Annotated in this window: 16 protein-coding genes; 7 read left to right on the top strand and 9 right to left on the bottom strand. The window is 35.6% G+C overall.

All coding sequences use genetic code 11. The features are described 5' to 3' along the window. Nucleotides 1-282: 282 nt before the first annotated feature. Nucleotides 283-1,824, bottom strand: a complete 1,542-nt coding sequence (locus tag AC4FQ5_RS10590) for a glycine--tRNA ligase (protein WP_491143099.1) — start codon at nucleotides 1,822-1,824, stop codon at nucleotides 283-285. Nucleotides 1,825-1,869: 45 nt separating this feature from the next. Here AC4FQ5_RS10590 and AC4FQ5_RS10585 point away from each other — a divergent pair, with 45 nt between their 5' ends. From AC4FQ5_RS10585 to AC4FQ5_RS10570, 4 genes are all read left to right on the top strand, one after another. Beyond that, nucleotides 1,870-2,016 (top strand): hypothetical protein, encoded by a 147-nt coding sequence (locus AC4FQ5_RS10585; protein ID WP_491143097.1) that lies wholly within the window; start codon nucleotides 1,870-1,872, stop codon nucleotides 2,014-2,016. Nucleotides 2,017-2,165: 149 nt separating this feature from the next. After that, nucleotides 2,166-2,360, top strand: coding sequence for a DUF4177 domain-containing protein (locus tag AC4FQ5_RS10580; RefSeq protein ID WP_491143095.1), 195 nt, complete (start codon nucleotides 2,166-2,168; stop codon nucleotides 2,358-2,360). A 43-nt stretch (nucleotides 2,361-2,403) separates the two neighbouring features. Then, a complete protein-coding gene (locus AC4FQ5_RS10575) occupies nucleotides 2,404-3,099 on the top strand; it encodes a pseudouridine synthase (RefSeq protein ID WP_491143093.1) in 696 nt (231 codons plus the stop codon). 253 nt (nucleotides 3,100-3,352) lie between these two features. After that, nucleotides 3,353-4,390 carry a quinone-dependent dihydroorotate dehydrogenase gene (locus AC4FQ5_RS10570; protein ID WP_491143091.1) on the top strand — a complete coding sequence of 346 codons (1,038 nt, stop codon included), beginning with the start codon at nucleotides 3,353-3,355 and terminating at the stop codon, nucleotides 4,388-4,390. A gap of 65 nt (nucleotides 4,391-4,455) precedes the next feature. Here the strand turns inward: AC4FQ5_RS10570 and AC4FQ5_RS10565 are convergent, their stop codons facing one another. Continuing rightward, complete coding sequence (locus AC4FQ5_RS10565; RefSeq protein ID WP_491143089.1) at nucleotides 4,456-5,700, bottom strand: DUF445 domain-containing protein; 1,245 nt, start codon at nucleotides 5,698-5,700, stop codon at nucleotides 4,456-4,458. 147 nt (nucleotides 5,701-5,847) lie between these two features. Between AC4FQ5_RS10565 and msrB the strand changes: the two genes are divergently transcribed. The 3 genes from msrB to AC4FQ5_RS10550 all read left to right on the top strand — a co-directional run bounded on the left by msrB (nucleotide 5,848) and on the right by AC4FQ5_RS10550 (nucleotide 7,605). Further along, on the top strand, nucleotides 5,848-6,333 hold the full coding sequence (gene msrB, locus AC4FQ5_RS10560) for a peptide-methionine (R)-S-oxide reductase MsrB (RefSeq protein WP_491143087.1): 486 nt from the start codon (nucleotides 5,848-5,850) through the stop codon (nucleotides 6,331-6,333). A 126-nt stretch (nucleotides 6,334-6,459) separates the two neighbouring features. Beyond that, nucleotides 6,460-7,215, top strand: a complete 756-nt coding sequence (locus AC4FQ5_RS10555; protein WP_491143086.1) for a murein L,D-transpeptidase catalytic domain family protein — start codon at nucleotides 6,460-6,462, stop codon at nucleotides 7,213-7,215. Nucleotides 7,216-7,230: 15 nt separating this feature from the next. Next, nucleotides 7,231-7,605, top strand: a complete 375-nt coding sequence (locus AC4FQ5_RS10550) for a cupin domain-containing protein (RefSeq protein WP_491143084.1) — start codon at nucleotides 7,231-7,233, stop codon at nucleotides 7,603-7,605. A gap of 67 nt (nucleotides 7,606-7,672) precedes the next feature. Here the strand turns inward: AC4FQ5_RS10550 and fabF are convergent, their stop codons facing one another. From fabF to AC4FQ5_RS10515, 7 genes are all read right to left on the bottom strand, one after another. Further along, a complete protein-coding gene (gene fabF, locus AC4FQ5_RS10545; protein WP_491143082.1) occupies nucleotides 7,673-8,914 on the bottom strand; it encodes a beta-ketoacyl-ACP synthase II in 1,242 nt (413 codons plus the stop codon). Between the two features lie 64 nt (nucleotides 8,915-8,978). Beyond that, nucleotides 8,979-9,404 carry a PaaI family thioesterase gene (locus AC4FQ5_RS10540; protein WP_491143080.1) on the bottom strand — a complete coding sequence of 142 codons (426 nt, stop codon included), beginning with the start codon at nucleotides 9,402-9,404 and terminating at the stop codon, nucleotides 8,979-8,981. A gap of 8 nt (nucleotides 9,405-9,412) precedes the next feature. After that, nucleotides 9,413-10,015, bottom strand: coding sequence for a TetR/AcrR family transcriptional regulator (locus tag AC4FQ5_RS10535; RefSeq protein WP_491143078.1), 603 nt, complete (start codon nucleotides 10,013-10,015; stop codon nucleotides 9,413-9,415). Nucleotides 10,016-10,253: 238 nt separating this feature from the next. Continuing rightward, nucleotides 10,254-10,670 (bottom strand): OsmC family protein, encoded by a 417-nt coding sequence (locus AC4FQ5_RS10530; protein ID WP_047443176.1) that lies wholly within the window; start codon nucleotides 10,668-10,670, stop codon nucleotides 10,254-10,256. Between the two features lie 91 nt (nucleotides 10,671-10,761). Continuing rightward, nucleotides 10,762-11,634: a helix-turn-helix domain-containing protein gene (locus AC4FQ5_RS10525; RefSeq protein ID WP_491143076.1), complete on the bottom strand. Its 873-nt coding sequence runs from the start codon at nucleotides 11,632-11,634 to the stop codon at nucleotides 10,762-10,764. 131 nt (nucleotides 11,635-11,765) lie between these two features. Continuing rightward, on the bottom strand, nucleotides 11,766-14,450 hold the full coding sequence (locus AC4FQ5_RS10520; RefSeq protein ID WP_491143074.1) for a TonB-dependent receptor domain-containing protein: 2,685 nt from the start codon (nucleotides 14,448-14,450) through the stop codon (nucleotides 11,766-11,768). Between the two features lie 446 nt (nucleotides 14,451-14,896). Then, nucleotides 14,897-15,547 carry a hypothetical protein gene (locus tag AC4FQ5_RS10515; RefSeq protein WP_491143072.1) on the bottom strand — a complete coding sequence of 217 codons (651 nt, stop codon included), beginning with the start codon at nucleotides 15,545-15,547 and terminating at the stop codon, nucleotides 14,897-14,899. Between the last annotated feature and the right edge of the window lie 66 nt (nucleotides 15,548-15,613).

Raw genomic sequence — 15,613 nt, 5'->3', positions numbered from 1 at the left:
TCTGTAGCTTTTTTCTTTACCCTAACTTCTCTTTATTATTAATTAAATTTATTGTTTTGCAAACATAGGATGACAAACTTTGCGTTTAAAATGAATAATAGAATTGCAGATAATAACAGGAAAATAAAAGTATTCTTCTAAAGAGATAGTGTTTAAAAAGCATCTTTGTCATTTCGCAGGAATCTCAACAAAGTTTTTCAGAGTTTAGTTAAAATTCCTCAGGAATGACAAAAAACCTGGAATTTTAAAAATAAAAAAGCCCTGATTTCTCAAGGCTTCAATCTATATTTTAGAAAGTAAATTTCTGAAGTTCGTTTTCTCATCAATGATTCGCCTCAACTCAGAAACAGGAACTCTTTCCTGCTGCATCGTGTCTCTGTCTCTGATGGTCACGGTATGATCTGTAAGTGAATCGTGATCTACTGTGATGCAATAAGGTGTTCCGATCGCATCCTGCCTTCTGTAACGTTTTCCGATCGCATCTTTTTCTTCGTAGAATAAATTGAAATCATATTTCAGATCATTGAAGATATTTTCAGCATATTCTGCTAAGCCATCTTTCTTCATTAATGGTAAAATTGCTGCTTTAATCGGAGCCAAAGCCGGAGGTAATGATAAAACCGTTCTTTCCGAACCGTCTTCCAGAACTTCGTCTTTTAAACAATGAGAGAAGATTGAAAGGAATAATCTGTCTAAACCAACCGAAGTTTCTACAACGTACGGAACATAATTTTCGTTTCTTTCAGGATCAAAAAACTGTAATTTTCTGCCGGAGAATTTCTCATGCGCCTTTAAGTCAAAATCTGTTCTTGAGTGAATACCTTCCAGTTCTTTAAATCCGAATGGGAAATTAAATTCAATGTCAGCTGCAGCATTTGCATAATGCGCCAGTTTCTCATGATCATGGAATCGGTAATTTTCGTTTCCTAAACCTAGAGCCAAATGCCAGTTCAGACGTTTTTGCTTCCATTGTTCGTAGAATTCAAGTTCAGTTCCCGGAGCTACGAAAAACTGCATTTCCATCTGTTCAAATTCACGCATTCTGAAAATAAACTGTCTTGCAACGATCTCGTTTCTGAATGCTTTACCAATCTGAGCAATACCAAAAGGAAGTCTGTGACGAGAAGTTTTTTGAACGTTTAAGAAATTTACGAAAATACCCTGAGCGGTTTCCGGTCTTAAATAAAGATCCATCGCAGAATCTGCAGAAGCACCCAGTTTAGTTCCGAACATTAAGTTGAATTGTCTTACTTCCGTCCAGTTTCTTGAACCGGTATCGGGATCAGCAATTTCCAATTCTTCAATTAAAGCTTTTACATCGGCAAGATCTTCATTTTCCAGAGATTTTGCCAGTCTAGAAAGTATCGTTTCTCTTTTTGCTCTGTATTCTAAAATTTTAGGATTCGTTGCAACAAATTGATCTTTATCGAAAGACTCACCGAATCTTTTCGCTGCTTTTTCGATTTCTTTATTTTCTTTATCCTCGATTTTTGCGCAATAATCTTCTACCAAAACATCTGCTCTGAAACGTTTTTTAGAATCTTTATTATCAATCAAAGGATCGTTGAATGCATCAACGTGGCCCGAAGCTTTCCAAGTTGTAGGGTGCATTAGAATTGCCGAATCAATACCTACAATATTTTCGTTAAGCTGTACCATTGCTTTCCACCAGTATTGTTTGATATTATTTTTCAGTTCTGCACCATTCTGTCCATAATCATAAACAGCGGATAAACCGTCATAGATCTCACTGGAAGGGAAAATAAAACCATACTCTTTAGCGTGAGAAATCACTTTCTTGAAAACATCTTCTTGCTTTGCCATAATTTTTTTACGTCTGATGTGCAAAAATAGTGAAAATGTAGGAAGATGGAAGTTTTTAACAATGAAATTATTGGGAGCCGGGAACCTGCTTTCCGCTGTATCTTTTTCGCCATCGCTTTTTTCAAGCCCATTAAGAAAAAGGATGTCGCTGCAATCAGGGCTATTGAAGAAAGTCCGCCTAAAAACTATTGATAAACCCGTCAGGTTTTGCATTTTGAATTTCAATAAGATGAAATTCCCCCAAAAAAAGATAATTTTTTAAGGAGAGATGATATTTATTTTTCAATTTTATGAGTAGTTTTAACGTTCAATATTAATTGTCATTAAACTTAAAATTTAATATGAAAAAAAAATTTGAATACAAAACTGTTGTGGTAAAGCCTAAAGTTAGCTTTTGGACTGTAGAATACGATCCAGTTGAAATGGACAAAACACTAAATCAATATGGTATGGATGGCTGGGAATTGGTGGGTGTCGAAAGTAGAGAACATATGGGAACGTATTTGTTTCATTATACATTTAAACGTGAACTTTAATCACAATCTTTTCTGGTGAACAGGGTTTTCCTACTTTTGCCAAATGTTAGAAATTCTTTATCGTGACGAGCATCTTATTGCCATCAATAAACCAAGCGGATTATTGGTTCATAAATCTTTTTATTCCGGAGAAGCAGATACATATGCGATTCAGGAATTGAGAAAGCAGATTGGACAAAAAGTTTTTCCTGTACATCGCTTAGACCGTAAAACTTCGGGTGTACTGCTGTTCACTTTAGATAAAGAAACTTTGAAAATCATGAGCGCTCAGTTTGCATCACGAGAAGTCAAAAAGAAATACATTGCGATTCTTCGAGGATGGACGAAAGAAGAGGAAACAATTGATTATGATTTGATTAACGAAGACGAAATAAAACAGAATGCAATCACTTATTATCATCGTTTGCAGACTTCGGAAATAGATTTGCCTTTTTTAAAGCATCAAACTTCGAGATATTGTCTGGTAGAAGCGATTCCTGAAACGGGACGATTTCATCAGTTAAGAAAACATTTTAAACATATTTTGCATCCGATTTTAGGCTGTCGTAAACACGGTTGCAATAAACAAAACAAGTTATGGCTTCAGACATTTGGTATCACAAAAATGACGCTTCACGCCCATCAGTTAATTTTTAATCATCCCATTTCTAATGAAAGAATTACAGTAAATGCCACTATCGATGATGAGTTCAAAAGAGTAGGAGCTATTTTGAGTTTTGATTTAAGTTTGTATTCTTAGCTATTTTTACCCTAATGTTTGTCATCCTGAAAGGATCTATGCGTAGTATTAGAGATTTTATGGAAAGATCCGATTTTAGGTTCCCCCGGAAATCGAAGATTCGACGAAGTCAAGGGCAAACTCTGTGTCTATTCGCGCAAACATCCGTATAATCTTTAAGGTCAAAACCGACAATAATCTTCATTTAAATAAATTATCACATATCAATAATTCATTAATTTTAAATTGAGTATTTTTGTAAAACTTTTTTTCAATGTACAAATCGCTGATTCGCCCGATTCTTTTTAAGTTTGATCCTGAAGAAGTACATCATTTTACTTTTTCAATGCTTAAAAATTTTGGATTTCTTACCAAATTATTCTTACCAAAACCAATTGTCGACAAACGTCTGGAAAGAGAAGTTTTCGGACTGAAATTTAAAAATCCGGTAGGCTTAGCTGCAGGTTTTGACAAAAATGCAGTTTTGTTTAACGAATTGGGAGATTTGGGTTTCGGATTTGTTGAAATCGGAACGGTAACTCCAAAAGCTCAAGCAGGAAATCCTAAAAAAAGACTTTTCCGTTTGATTGAAGATGGTGGAATCATCAACAGAATGGGTTTCAACAACGATGGTTTGGAAGCCGCGATTGAAAAATTGAAAGGAAATAAAGGAAAAATCATCATCGGTGGAAACATTGGGAAAAATACCAACACAACTCCAGAAAATTACACACAAGATTATCTAGACTGTTTCGAAGGACTTCATCCTTACGTAGATTATTTTGTACTGAATGTGAGTTGTCCAAACGTTGGAAGTCACGCAAAACTGGAAGATGTTGAATATCTGAGAGAATTGATTACAGAAGTAAAGAAAATCAATCAGACAAAAGCAACTCAAAAACCAATTTTACTAAAGATTGCTCCGGATTTGAACAATCAGCAGCTTGATGAAATTATTGAGCTGATTGCTGATACAAAAATTGACGGAATCGTCGTTTCAAATACATCAGTCAACAGAGAGGGTTTGAAAACTTCTCCTGAAGTTTTGTCCGAAATTGGAAACGGTGGTTTGAGCGGAAAACCAATTCGTGAAAGAAGTACAAAAATGATCAAATATCTTTCGGATAAAAGCAACAGAGCGTTCCCGATTATCGGAGTCGGTGGAATTCATTCTGCAAAAGATGCCATCGAAAAACTTAATGCAGGGGCAAGTCTGGTTCAGCTGTATACCGGATTTATTTATGAAGGTCCGCAATTGATCAACGATATTAATCAGGAACTTTTGACTAGAGCAGGAAGAATTTCTAGATAAAATTAATTTAAATAAAAAAAGCAAAGTCATTAAGGCTTTGCTTTTTTTATGTGTGCAAATTTAGTTTAAAGAAAGAAATGCGAAATCGTATAAATAATCAATCCCACCAATCCACCAACCAAAGTTCCGTTCACGCGGATGAATTGTAGGTCTTTACCCACCTCTAATTCAAGCTTTTCGCTTAATTCTTTACCTTGCCAGTTTCCGACGGTCGAGCTGATGAGGTTTCCGGCTTGATGCGTGTTTTTGAGGATATATTTGTACGCAGTAACTCTTACCCAATTGTCGATTTTATTCTGAAGTTTTTCGTCGGTTTTTAAATTTTCAGAAAACTCATTCAGATTTTTAGAAATATATTTTTTTAATGAAGATTCATTTTCCTGTAGCTCTTCGCCGAGTGTTTTTTTAATGGAAAGCCAGATGTCATTTGAATATTCATCTAATTTATCATTTTTCAGAAAGTCGTTTTTAATAGACTTGAATTCATCATTCCATTTCGGATCTTCTTTTAAGTCATTAGAAAATTCGTAAATCTTTTTTGTGATTAAAGCTCTGATTTCGTGATTGGTATCTTCCTCTACTTCACGGAAGAAATCTGAAAGCCCGCTTGCTATTTTCTCAGCAATTTTATTGTCAATAAACGAAGGGATAAAAGAATAACTTCCTTTTTTCACCCTTTCCTGAATCATGCTATCATTTTCGATGAGATATTCTTTGATCTGTTTTGAGAGATTGGTTACAATTTTCTGATGATCATTTTTGTCTAAAAGATAGATAATTCCGTTTCCAAGAATCTGGTTAAGTTGTATGGTATCAGTCATTTCACTCACCTTTTTGCTGATAAAATGGCTGACTTCAGAATCATCAAGCTTGTTAAGAATGTCTAAAACAATATCAGAAAGATTTTTAATTAAAACGTCCTGATTTCTTTCTTTTGAAAGCCATTCCCCAACGAAATTTGAGATTTTTATTTTCTGAATATAAGGACGGATCGTTTCGGGTGAAAGAAAATTTGAAACCACAAAACTTCCCAGATTATCGCCCAATTTCTGTTTGCTGTTTTCAATCAGATTGGTATGCGGAATCGGAAGTCCCAACGGATGACGGAATAATGCAGTTACGGCAAACCAATCTGCCAAAGCTCCGACCATTGCAGCTTCTGAAAATGCACGTACATAGCCGATCCAGTGAGAATCATTGGTTTTTTGAAAAATTGTTGTCACAACAAAAATAACCGCCATCAAAACAAAAAGTCCTGTTGCGAAAGCTTTGTACTTATTGAGCTGTTTTCTTTTGAGTTCGTCATTCATATTCTCAAATTTAGTAAATTTGATCATGGAAACCGAAATAAAAGTTATTTATAAATCAATAACGGATTAAAATTTGCATTCCATTTTTCACTTTTTACAACAATCATGAAATTTTTTATTTCAATATTTTTATTAACCTTTCTGCAGATGTGCTCTCAGACTAAAAAACCTGTCAAAACTACTCCTATGGAAAATACAGAAGCAAAAAACAATCCATATTATTCAAGAACAGACCGTACGAAACTGAATGTTTCAAATGCTGAATGGAAGAGAATTCTTTCGCCTGATTTGTACGCAATCGCAAGAGAAGCAGCTACAGAGAGACCTTTTACCGGAAAATATAATGAATTTGACGAGTTGGGAGAATATTATTGTGCAGTTTGCGGTAATCATTTGTTCAGATCAGATTCTAAATTTTCATCAACTTGCGGATGGCCAAGCTTCTTTGAGGCAGATAAAGAAGGGACTGCTTACAACAGAGATTCTTCTCACGGAATGGAAAGAGTTGAAGTAGTCTGCAAACGTTGTGATTCTCATTTGGGGCATGTTTTCAATGACGGTCCGGCTCCTACAGGAACACGATACTGCATGAATTCTGTAAGTTTAGAGTTTGTTCCCGATTCACAAAAATAAAAGCTTATTATCAGATAATCATTGCGTTAAACTTTCTTAAATTCAGTTAAACTTTCCGAGATTTCACGGATTGCGTATTATGTTTTCATAATTTTGTATCCGCAAATTTAATTTAACATAATATTAATGAAAGGATTTTATAGCTTATTAGGTATTGTGTATTTGGTCTCAACTTCATTTTATCTTTCACCGGAGAAGACGGATAATAAAGAGATTAATAACACAAAAAAAATAGAAACTTTAATTGAAACAAAATCAGTAAAAAATACAAATAGCCTGAGTGCTTCTGAGGAACTTTACCAATCAATCTCATTCGAAAACACCAATAAACTTCAATTTGATGTCTTTGCAAAAGCTTTATTAGGATTTGAAAATCTCAAAAAAGCAGGAAAATTAGGACAAGAAGCACATTTATTAACGATCTGCGATTTCTCTTTATCTTCCAATACAAAAAGACTTTGGGTGATTGATACTCAGGAAAAGAAAGTTTTATTCAACTCACTTGTTGCCCACGGAAAAAATACTGGCGAAGAATTTGCCACCAACTTTTCAAATACGGAAAGTTCGCTTCAAAGCAGCATGGGATTTTATGTTACTGAATCAACGTATAATGGGGATAACGGATATTCTTTAAAACTTTTAGGAATGGATAAAGGTTTTAATGATGCAGCTTATAAAAGAGCTGTTGTGATGCATGGAGCAGATTATGTGAGTGAAGAATTTGCAACGGTACACAAAAGAATCGGAAGAAGCTGGGGCTGTCCTGCAATTCCACGAGCTTTGACAGAGCCTATTATCAACACGATAAAAGGTAAAAATTGCCTTTTTATTTATTATCCTGACGAAAATTATCTCTCTTCCTCAGAATGGTTGAAAGCATAATCGATTTTAAAGGAAATGAATAATTCAGATTTTATACCAGCTGTGCGATTAAAAAATAATCCCGATGGCAGCAGTACTTTTGAAAAAGGAAAATTGCCGGCTTTGAAATCAATCAATACTTCATCTTTTTGGATAAGTAAACATACCGAAGAGTGGGAAAAAGATGTTCACCCTGCTCCAAGAAAACAATATGTGGTGACTTTAAAAGGGAATGTCAGATTTAAAGTAAGTGATGGTTCTACATTTCTTATTGAACCCGGAATCATTCTTTTGGCGGAAGATACTGAAGGAATTGGGCATAGTTGGGAAATGGAAGATCAGGTCTGGGAAAGAGTATATATTCCTATGGACGAGAATTCAGCAGATTTATTTGTTTCAGATGAGACTTAATCTCATATTTTATATTTAAATAAAAAAGCAGTCTAATATGGACTGCTTTTTTATGTTTTTTACAAAATCATTTAAACTTTTTGAAAATCAAAGTGGCGTTATGTCCCCCAAATCCAAAAGCATTGCTTAAGGCATAATTAATTTCTTTTTCCTTAGCCTCATTAAAGACAATATTGATGTCTCTAGGAATTCTCTCATCCACATGATGATTGTTGATCGTTGGTGGAATGATCCCCGTCTGAATAGCTTTTATTGAAATAATTGCTTCTGCTGCTCCGGCTGCACCCAACAAATGTCCAGTCATTGATTTGGTAGCGCTGATGTCGAGATTGGTATTTCCTTTAAAAATTTTATTGATGGCATTCAATTCAATTAAATCTCCAAGCGGAGTAGAGGTTGCATGAGGATTGATGTAATTGATGTCTTCTGCATTTGCCCCGGCTTCTTCCAAAGCAAGCTGCATCGCTTTTATGGCTCCGGCTCCGTCCGGATGAGGTGCCGTCATGTGATAAGCATCGGCTGTCATTGCAGCTCCCACTAATTCTGCATATATTTTTGCGCCACGGGCTTTTGCATGTTCATATTCTTCAAGAACCAGAGATCCTGCACCTTCCCCCATTACAAAACCATCTCTGTCTGCATCGTAAGGACGGCTTGCCGTTGCAAAGTCATCATTTCTGGTAGACATTGCTTTCATTACAGAAAATCCGCCAACCGAAGCCGGAGTAATGGCTGCTTCAGAACCTCCGCTGATGATTACTTTCGCTTTTCCTAGACGGATATAATTGAAAGCATCCATGATTGCCGTATTTCCTGTGGCACATGCAGAAACGGTTGTATAATTGATTCCCTGAAGACCAAATTTCATAGAAATCATTCCGGAAGCCATATTGGCAATAAATTTAGGGACGAAAAAAGGATTGAAACGAGGATTGCCTTCACCTTTTGCAAATTCCATTACTTCATGCTCAAAAGTCCACATTCCGCCTTGTCCGGTTCCCCAGATGACACCTGTGTCAAACGGATCCATTTTTTCAAAATCCAAACCGGAATCCTGAATTGCTTCCGCAGAGGAGTATAATGCGTATTGCGTGAAAAGGTCACTTCTTTTTATTTCGTTGTGGGTAAGATGAACTTTCGGATCAAAGTTTTTCACTTCACAGGCAAAATGAACCTTAAATTTTTCAGTATCAAAATGCGTGATCAGATCTGCCCCGCTTTTTCCGTTGATGCTGTTTTGCCAAAAATCTTCGACATTGTTTCCCAAAGGTGTTACTGCACCCATTCCTGTGATGACAACTCTTTTCATATATAGATTTATTCTTTATTAAAGCTTAACATAATCATGCCAATGTAAATGGTGATTTTTATGTTTAATTATTGATTTTAAATAAATTAGAAGTTCCTCTGGCGATCAGACGGCTTTTATCCGCATTCCAGATTTCGCATTGTGCATTCACAAACTGTCTTCCTCGTTTGATCACTTTTGTTTCGGCAATGATATTATCGTTCTCTTTGGCGGTAGAAAAATAATCAATTGCATTGTTGATGGTGGTGATGAATGATCTTTCGTTTAAAGAAAACATTGTTGCACCAATAATATCATCCACAATTGCTGCGGTTACGCCTCCGTGGAGATTTCCCATCGGATTGAGCCATTCTGCTCTTACTTTATATTGAAAAACGATCTGACCCTCTTCAGCTGAGATCACGATTGGATTTAACCAACGCATAAAAGGAGAGGGAGATTCGGAAAATTCTTTCCCGATAAACGATTGTAGTTTTGCGAGTTTGTCCATAGCAATATTTATGATGGAATTTTTATTTCACGATCGATGATTGATAATACTCTGTCTAAAGCGAGGTTGAGATATTTTTCATCGTCTGTTGTTTTTGAAAGTAAAATGCCGCCTTCAATCAGCATGATGAAGAGCGATGCAAATTCTTCCGCATTAATTTCTTTATTAAATTCGCCGCTTTCCTGCCCTTTTACAATGATTTTTGATACAGTTTTCTTCCAGTTTTCGAAAGAAATGGCAACCTGCTTTTTAAGATCCGGAAAAGTATCGTCAGATTCTGTGGCTGCATTCATAATTGGGCAACCTCCGTTTGCAAAAACGAAATGCCAGTTTTTTCGGTAAAATGCAACAAATGCGTAGAGTTTGTCTGATAAAGTAGGAAATTCATCGCCGAAAGATCTCAACAAATTTTTTCCAAGCAATCCGGAATTGAATTTGTAAACTTCAATGGCTAGCTCATCTCTGTTCTCAAAATTACCATAAATACTTCCTTTCGTCAAACCTGTCGCCTCAGAAATATCAGATAATGATGTTCTCGTGTAGCCTTTGCTGTTGAACAAGGCTGCTGTTTTTTCGATGATGAACTGTTTTGTCTTTTCTGCTTTAGACATTTTACCAAATAAAGTATGCAAATATAACAAAAATATACCGACTGGTATATTTTATTTCAAAATAAAGTCTGAGAATAATTATAAACTCAGACTTATATTATTTTATGACTTATATACTCAATCTGTCTTTCCGTAGAAATCTATGCAAAGATTTTATATTCAATCTCTAAAAAATTAGTTTGGATTCCTGCGGAATGACAAAATGGGAGTTTGCTTTCTAGAAAATTCTTACGAATCTTTAAGCTAAAGTAGCATTCAGAGTGATCTCAAAATTGAAAGCCGCACTTACCGGGCAACCTTCTTCAGCAATTTTCGCATACTTTTGAAAGTCTTCTTCAGAAATTCCCGGAACTTTTGCTGTTAAAGTCAATTCAGATTTTGTAATTTTTCCGATGCTTGGATCTAGAGTGATTACCGATTTTGTTGTCAGTTCTTCAGGAGTAAAACCAGCCTGAGAAAGTTCTGCGCTCAGTTTCATGGTAAAACAACCTGCGTGAGCTGCTGCCAATAATTCTTCAGGATTTGTTCCTACACCATCCTCAAAACGACTGCTGAAAGAATATTGAGTTTGATTTAAAGTTGTGCTTTGAGTTGTCAAATGACCTTTTCCTTCTTTTACGGTACCGTTCCAAACGGCTGTTGCGTTACGTTTCATAATGTTTGAATTTTTTAATGTTAAATATTAATTGCTTTTTGATGATACAAAGATATGGAGTGTATGTTCTTAAATAAATAGATTAAAAGCATTAAATGTTGTACTTTTTTCCCGATGTATAATTTTTCTTAAAATTAATCGGTGTGCTTCCAACTTTCTGTGTGAAAAGTCTGTTGAAGTAGGCAGGATCTTCGTAACCTAAATCATAACCAATCTCTTTCACTGTTTTTTCGGTGTAAAAGAGAAGTCTCTTTGCTTCCAGCAAAATTCTGTTGATGATGTATTGATTGGGCGACTCCAGATTCAGATTTTTAAACTTGTGTGCTAATGTTTTTGGGGCAATATGAAGCATTTCTGCATAGTCAGAGACATGATGTTTTTCTCTGTAATGAATTTCCAGATAACGACTAAAATCTCTGAAAATATCTACTTCATGATGGTTTATCATCAGATTTTCTGTTTGTATATTCTGAACTTTCCATTTTCTTGTGGCACGAATGATTATTTGTTTCAGATACGTTCTGATCATTTCTTCAGAAGACGAATCTTTAGACTGCAGTTCATCTTTAATGTTGTCAAATAAGCTCTTGATGATCTCGTTTTCAGAATCATTAAGCTCAACTTTTGGATTTTCAAATACGTTATGAAAAAGCAATCCGTCGCAGGCAACTTCTTTATCATGGATTTGAATACAATAAAAATCTCTGTTATAGTAAAGAAGAGATGCCTCATCCGTATTTCCTTTTTTGATATCGAGAAGTTGATACGTGATGAAGAAAAGACTTGGAGATTCTGTTTTGTAATGATTAAAATCTACAGTCAGTTCGTATCCGGCAGGCAAATACAATACTTTAATGTATGGTTGTGATTTTATACGTTCCACACTTTCAAAATTGTTTTGTGAGAAATGTCCGAAACCAAATTTTTTATAATCGTCTTCCAAAAATAAGTTCTGCAAACTCATGCATTTTCTTTAATTGAAAGGTACAAAAAAAGCATGATGCAATAAGATTAAATTATTGACATCATGCCTCGAATTTTATTTTTTGAAATGAGTTAATTTAAAAACTAACCCTATATTCTATAGCTTTCAAACTAGAAAGTTACATCCAGTCCAACATAGAAATTGGCTTTCATAATCGGAGCGTAAACCATTCCGCCATCAAAATAGTTTCCGAAAGGATTTTTGAAATCTACAATCGCATTTTTCTGATTATAAGAAGTTAGGTTTTCACCACCAAAATAAGCTCTGATTTTCTGATTGAAATTTCTTGAAATCTGGGCATTCAAAACCGCATAAGATTCGGAATACGTTGGAATATGAAATTCTGCAGGATTGCTTGAAGTATTTGGAAGTCTTTGCTTTCCGACAACGTTTAGAGTAGTATCAAAGCTCCAGAAAGCTCCCTTTGTACTTTTATTTGTAGAATAAGCTAAGTTGACGAAACCTCTGTGCTTCGCCATAAAAGGAACCTGTCTTCTTCCGTCCAGATAATCCGCCTGAACATCGTAATATTTGTAAGCCAGTCTCACGTCAAAGTTTTTGAAAGGGGTAAAATCCCATTGCGTTTGAAAACTGTTTGCAAAAGATTTTCCTTCTAAATTATAAAAAGTCAGTTGCTGAGGTGAACGGTCAAGATCTACCAAAACCTGATCCTGAAAATCTGTTCTGAAAAAATCTGCCATCAAAGTCGATTTTCTTCCGAATAATTTGAATTCCTGTTGTAAACTTGCTCCATAATTCCAGGCAATTTCAGGTTTCAAACCATAAATGTCTCCACCGTTCTGAAGAATCTGAATATTTCTGTTGGATGCAAAATACTGTTGGTTTTCAGCAAAAACGGAAGCGGTTCTGAAACCTCTTCCAGCCGATAATCTCAAAATCGTTTGCGGAGTAAAATCATATTTAAAATTCAATCTCGGTGTAAATTGGGTTCCAGCCAAATTATGGAAATCGGCTCTTGCACCTGCAACCAACGTGTATTTTAAGCTTGTCAAAGTATATTCGGCAAAAATTCCCGGAACCACCTCGTTTCTTTTAAAACTGTCTGATAAATAATTCTCATCATAAGAATCGTACATAAAACTTGCTCCGGTTTTATACTTATGATTGGTATTTCCGATGATGCTTTCAAAAATTAAATTTGAATAATAAGTGTGTTGCTTTCCTGAATAATTTCTCAAACCGAAAAAGCTGTCCTGCTGATGATAAACATATTGATTCATCCAACCTAAACTTTGATAAGGCTTTCCTTTGAAAACGTATCCCGTTTTGTTCCAGACCTGAAATCTTGAAATGTCAATTCCGACACCGTAAGCTGCCTGATCTTCCTGATCTATTTGTTTATTGAAAGCGGTTTGTCCCGCAGTTCTTTCATCTTTTACGAAATTAATTCCAAAGTGCGAACCGAAACCTGATTTTTCTAAGTCATTAAAATTCAACAAATAAGCTGCATTGATCTGCGACCCTTTAGGACGATCCAAAAAACCGTCATCATTCATGTCAGTGTTTCCAAAAGTTCCGTTTCCGTGAAGTAAGAATGTCTGCGTCCAATGTTCATTGATCGGGGCAACATGGGTAATATTTGCTTCGGCTCTGCCGTTAAAATCTGAAAATAAATTTAAAGAAGTTTTTGGTTTGTCTGAACTTTTGATCAATTCTGTATTGATCTGTCCTGTAATGCTTTCGTAGCCGTTTGTGACTGTACTTCCGCCTTTTGTCAGTTGAATACTTTCAATCCAACGTCCCGGAATAAGATTTAAACCATACGCAGAAGCGATTCCTCTGATCTCAGGTAAAAGCTCTTTGGTTAAACTCGTGTATTTTTGGTCTAAACCCAACATTTTCAGTTGTTTGGTTCCGGTTACAGCATTGCTGAATGATACATCAACGGTTGCGTTGGTTTCAAAGCTTTCAGATAAATTGCAACAGGCAGCTTTTAATAATTCTTTTGAATCAATATTAAAAACCAGACCTGCATCTTTTTTACTGATTGAAGTTGCTGCTTTTGAAGCAGTTACTTTCACTTCTTCAATATTCTTTTCGTTATCGCTTTCTTTTTTGGTTTCTTCAATATGATTTTGATGATCAGCTTCTTTTCTGTTTTCATCAGAATGTACTTCTGCTCCTTTTTGTCCTAAAGGAATTTCTCTGTCATAAAGACAACAACCAGGAAGTTTTTTATAGACAGAATCCGGGGCTTTATACTTTTCGTTATCATGACCTACATCAGCGATTTTTTTAAGAATTTTATCTGATGAGGTTTTTGAATTGTCAAAATTTAAGGAAACGATCTGAGTTTCAGAATTCCAGTTTGCCGAATTGGCTCCTGCATCTTTTGCTGCTTTTTCAATTCTGGCTTTACAAGATTCGCAGTTTCCTTTCACAAAAAATTCGTTTTCACCTTTAGAATGATCATGATGTTCTGTTGCTAAACCGGTTTTTGGAAGATCTCTTTCGTAATGACAACAGCTTGGAAGACTTTCATAAGTTTTGTCAGAAGCCTTGAATTTTTCATTATCGTGTCCTGCTTCCGCTACTTTTTTCAGAATATCGTCAGTAGAAATATTTCCGTTGGTTTCTAACGTAAGTGTTTGATTGTCGATTGAATACCTTGCCGCAGAAGCTCCTGCTTTCAATGCTGTGGTTTCTATTCTTTCTTTGCACATATCACAGTTTCCTTTGACTTGGAACTGGCTTTTATTCAAGGTTTGCGCAAAAATAAATTGTGTGAATAACAGGAATAAACCAAGAAATATCTTGGTGGTATATGATTTCATTTGTTTGAAATTTAGATTAATTAAAAAACGATTCATTAAAATTTTTAATGAATGACCAATTGATAATTAACCTAGTTTTGGAGGTTGCCAAATGTCTTTTAAACTGTCTGAAATATGAGGATCAGAATATTGAAATTCTAATTTTTTATCCGTTTTAAATGGAGAATGATTGAAAAATACCGTCTTAGCAGCAAAATTTTCAACAAAATTATTACAAGTTACACAAAACGCACAACAGTCATCGTTGCATGCTGATTTATCATCTTTCTTTCCGTGGTTGCTATGATCTTTATCGCAGCAGCTGTGTTTTTTTGAATCTGTTTTGCAACAATTTTCCTGTGAAGCCTGGGCATAAAAATTATCTTTAGGAATCAAAAAAATTCCTAAACAAAAGATAATGAATAAAACCTGAATGTACTTCACGTTTGCAAATCTACAAAAAATAATTAAAGTGCTTCACCCACTTTTTTAGCACAGTCATGCCAAGGTTCGCCGTGAGCTGGATTCAGTTTAGGTTTTGGACCAGTGTTATTGGCAACAGCTTGAGGAGCCGGAGCGGGCTGTGAGACTACTTGCGGCTGAGCATTTTGTGTAGTTGGTGGTGCAGGTTTACTATTTAATGGCTGACCAACCGGAATATCACATCGATGACCGGGCTGTCCGTGTGGAGGATTCATTCCAGGTGCAGTTTTTACCTGTTTCCCGTTTTGATCAATCATAATTTTTCCGGGACTTACTGCATTTGGATCAATCTGAATCGTATTATTGCCATTCACTGCTACATTCTGAGATGCTGTTGCGGTGGGTTGAGCTGACGGTTTGCTGTTTAAAGGCTGACCTACAGGAATGTCACATCTATGTCCCGGTTGCCCGTGAGGAGGATTCATTCCCGGTGCAGTAGCAACTGATTGTGAAGCCGGTGCAGCAGTTGGAATTCCTGCCTGATTTAATAATGAAGGTTGTGGCGTATTATTAACTTGAGGAGCGGCTGATTGCTGAACTGCTGCTTCTTCTTTTATGTAAGTAGGTCTTTCGTCTTTCTTGCAAGAAATCACCAATATTCCGGTTGCAATTATTCCTAAAAATATATTTTTCATGATAAATAAGCGTAAAAAACAAAATTAGCAAAACATTTCCAAATGCTTTGCTAATTTATATATTAT

This window comes from Chryseobacterium sp. DT-167, from assembly GCF_058310155.1.
This window is presented reverse-complemented; position numbering and strand designations above follow the sequence as displayed.

Excerpts from the sequence above, each read along its gene's own strand:
- AC4FQ5_RS10590 (WP_491143099.1), bottom strand. The coding sequence starts at position 1,824 with ATGGCAAAGCAAGAAGATGTTTTCAAGAAAGTGATTTCTCACGCTAAA.
- AC4FQ5_RS10585 (WP_491143097.1), top strand. The coding sequence starts at position 1,870 with ATGGAAGTTTTTAACAATGAAATTATTGGGAGCCGGGAACCTGCTTTC.
- AC4FQ5_RS10580 (WP_491143095.1), top strand. The coding sequence starts at position 2,166 with ATGAAAAAAAAATTTGAATACAAAACTGTTGTGGTAAAGCCTAAAGTT.
- AC4FQ5_RS10575 (WP_491143093.1), top strand. The coding sequence starts at position 2,404 with ATGTTAGAAATTCTTTATCGTGACGAGCATCTTATTGCCATCAATAAA.
- AC4FQ5_RS10570 (WP_491143091.1), top strand. The coding sequence starts at position 3,353 with ATGTACAAATCGCTGATTCGCCCGATTCTTTTTAAGTTTGATCCTGAA.
- AC4FQ5_RS10565 (WP_491143089.1), bottom strand. The coding sequence starts at position 5,700 with ATGAATGACGAACTCAAAAGAAAACAGCTCAATAAGTACAAAGCTTTC.
- msrB (WP_491143087.1), top strand. The coding sequence starts at position 5,848 with ATGTGCTCTCAGACTAAAAAACCTGTCAAAACTACTCCTATGGAAAAT.
- AC4FQ5_RS10555 (WP_491143086.1), top strand. The coding sequence starts at position 6,460 with ATGAAAGGATTTTATAGCTTATTAGGTATTGTGTATTTGGTCTCAACT.
- AC4FQ5_RS10550 (WP_491143084.1), top strand. The coding sequence starts at position 7,231 with ATGAATAATTCAGATTTTATACCAGCTGTGCGATTAAAAAATAATCCC.
- fabF (WP_491143082.1), bottom strand. The coding sequence starts at position 8,914 with ATGAAAAGAGTTGTCATCACAGGAATGGGTGCAGTAACACCTTTGGGA.
- AC4FQ5_RS10540 (WP_491143080.1), bottom strand. The coding sequence starts at position 9,404 with ATGGACAAACTCGCAAAACTACAATCGTTTATCGGGAAAGAATTTTCC.
- AC4FQ5_RS10535 (WP_491143078.1), bottom strand. The coding sequence starts at position 10,015 with ATGTCTAAAGCAGAAAAGACAAAACAGTTCATCATCGAAAAAACAGCA.
- AC4FQ5_RS10530 (WP_047443176.1), bottom strand. The coding sequence starts at position 10,670 with ATGAAACGTAACGCAACAGCCGTTTGGAACGGTACCGTAAAAGAAGGA.
- AC4FQ5_RS10525 (WP_491143076.1), bottom strand. The coding sequence starts at position 11,634 with ATGAGTTTGCAGAACTTATTTTTGGAAGACGATTATAAAAAATTTGGT.
- AC4FQ5_RS10520 (WP_491143074.1), bottom strand. The coding sequence starts at position 14,450 with ATGAAATCATATACCACCAAGATATTTCTTGGTTTATTCCTGTTATTC.
- AC4FQ5_RS10515 (WP_491143072.1), bottom strand. The coding sequence starts at position 15,547 with ATGAAAAATATATTTTTAGGAATAATTGCAACCGGAATATTGGTGATT.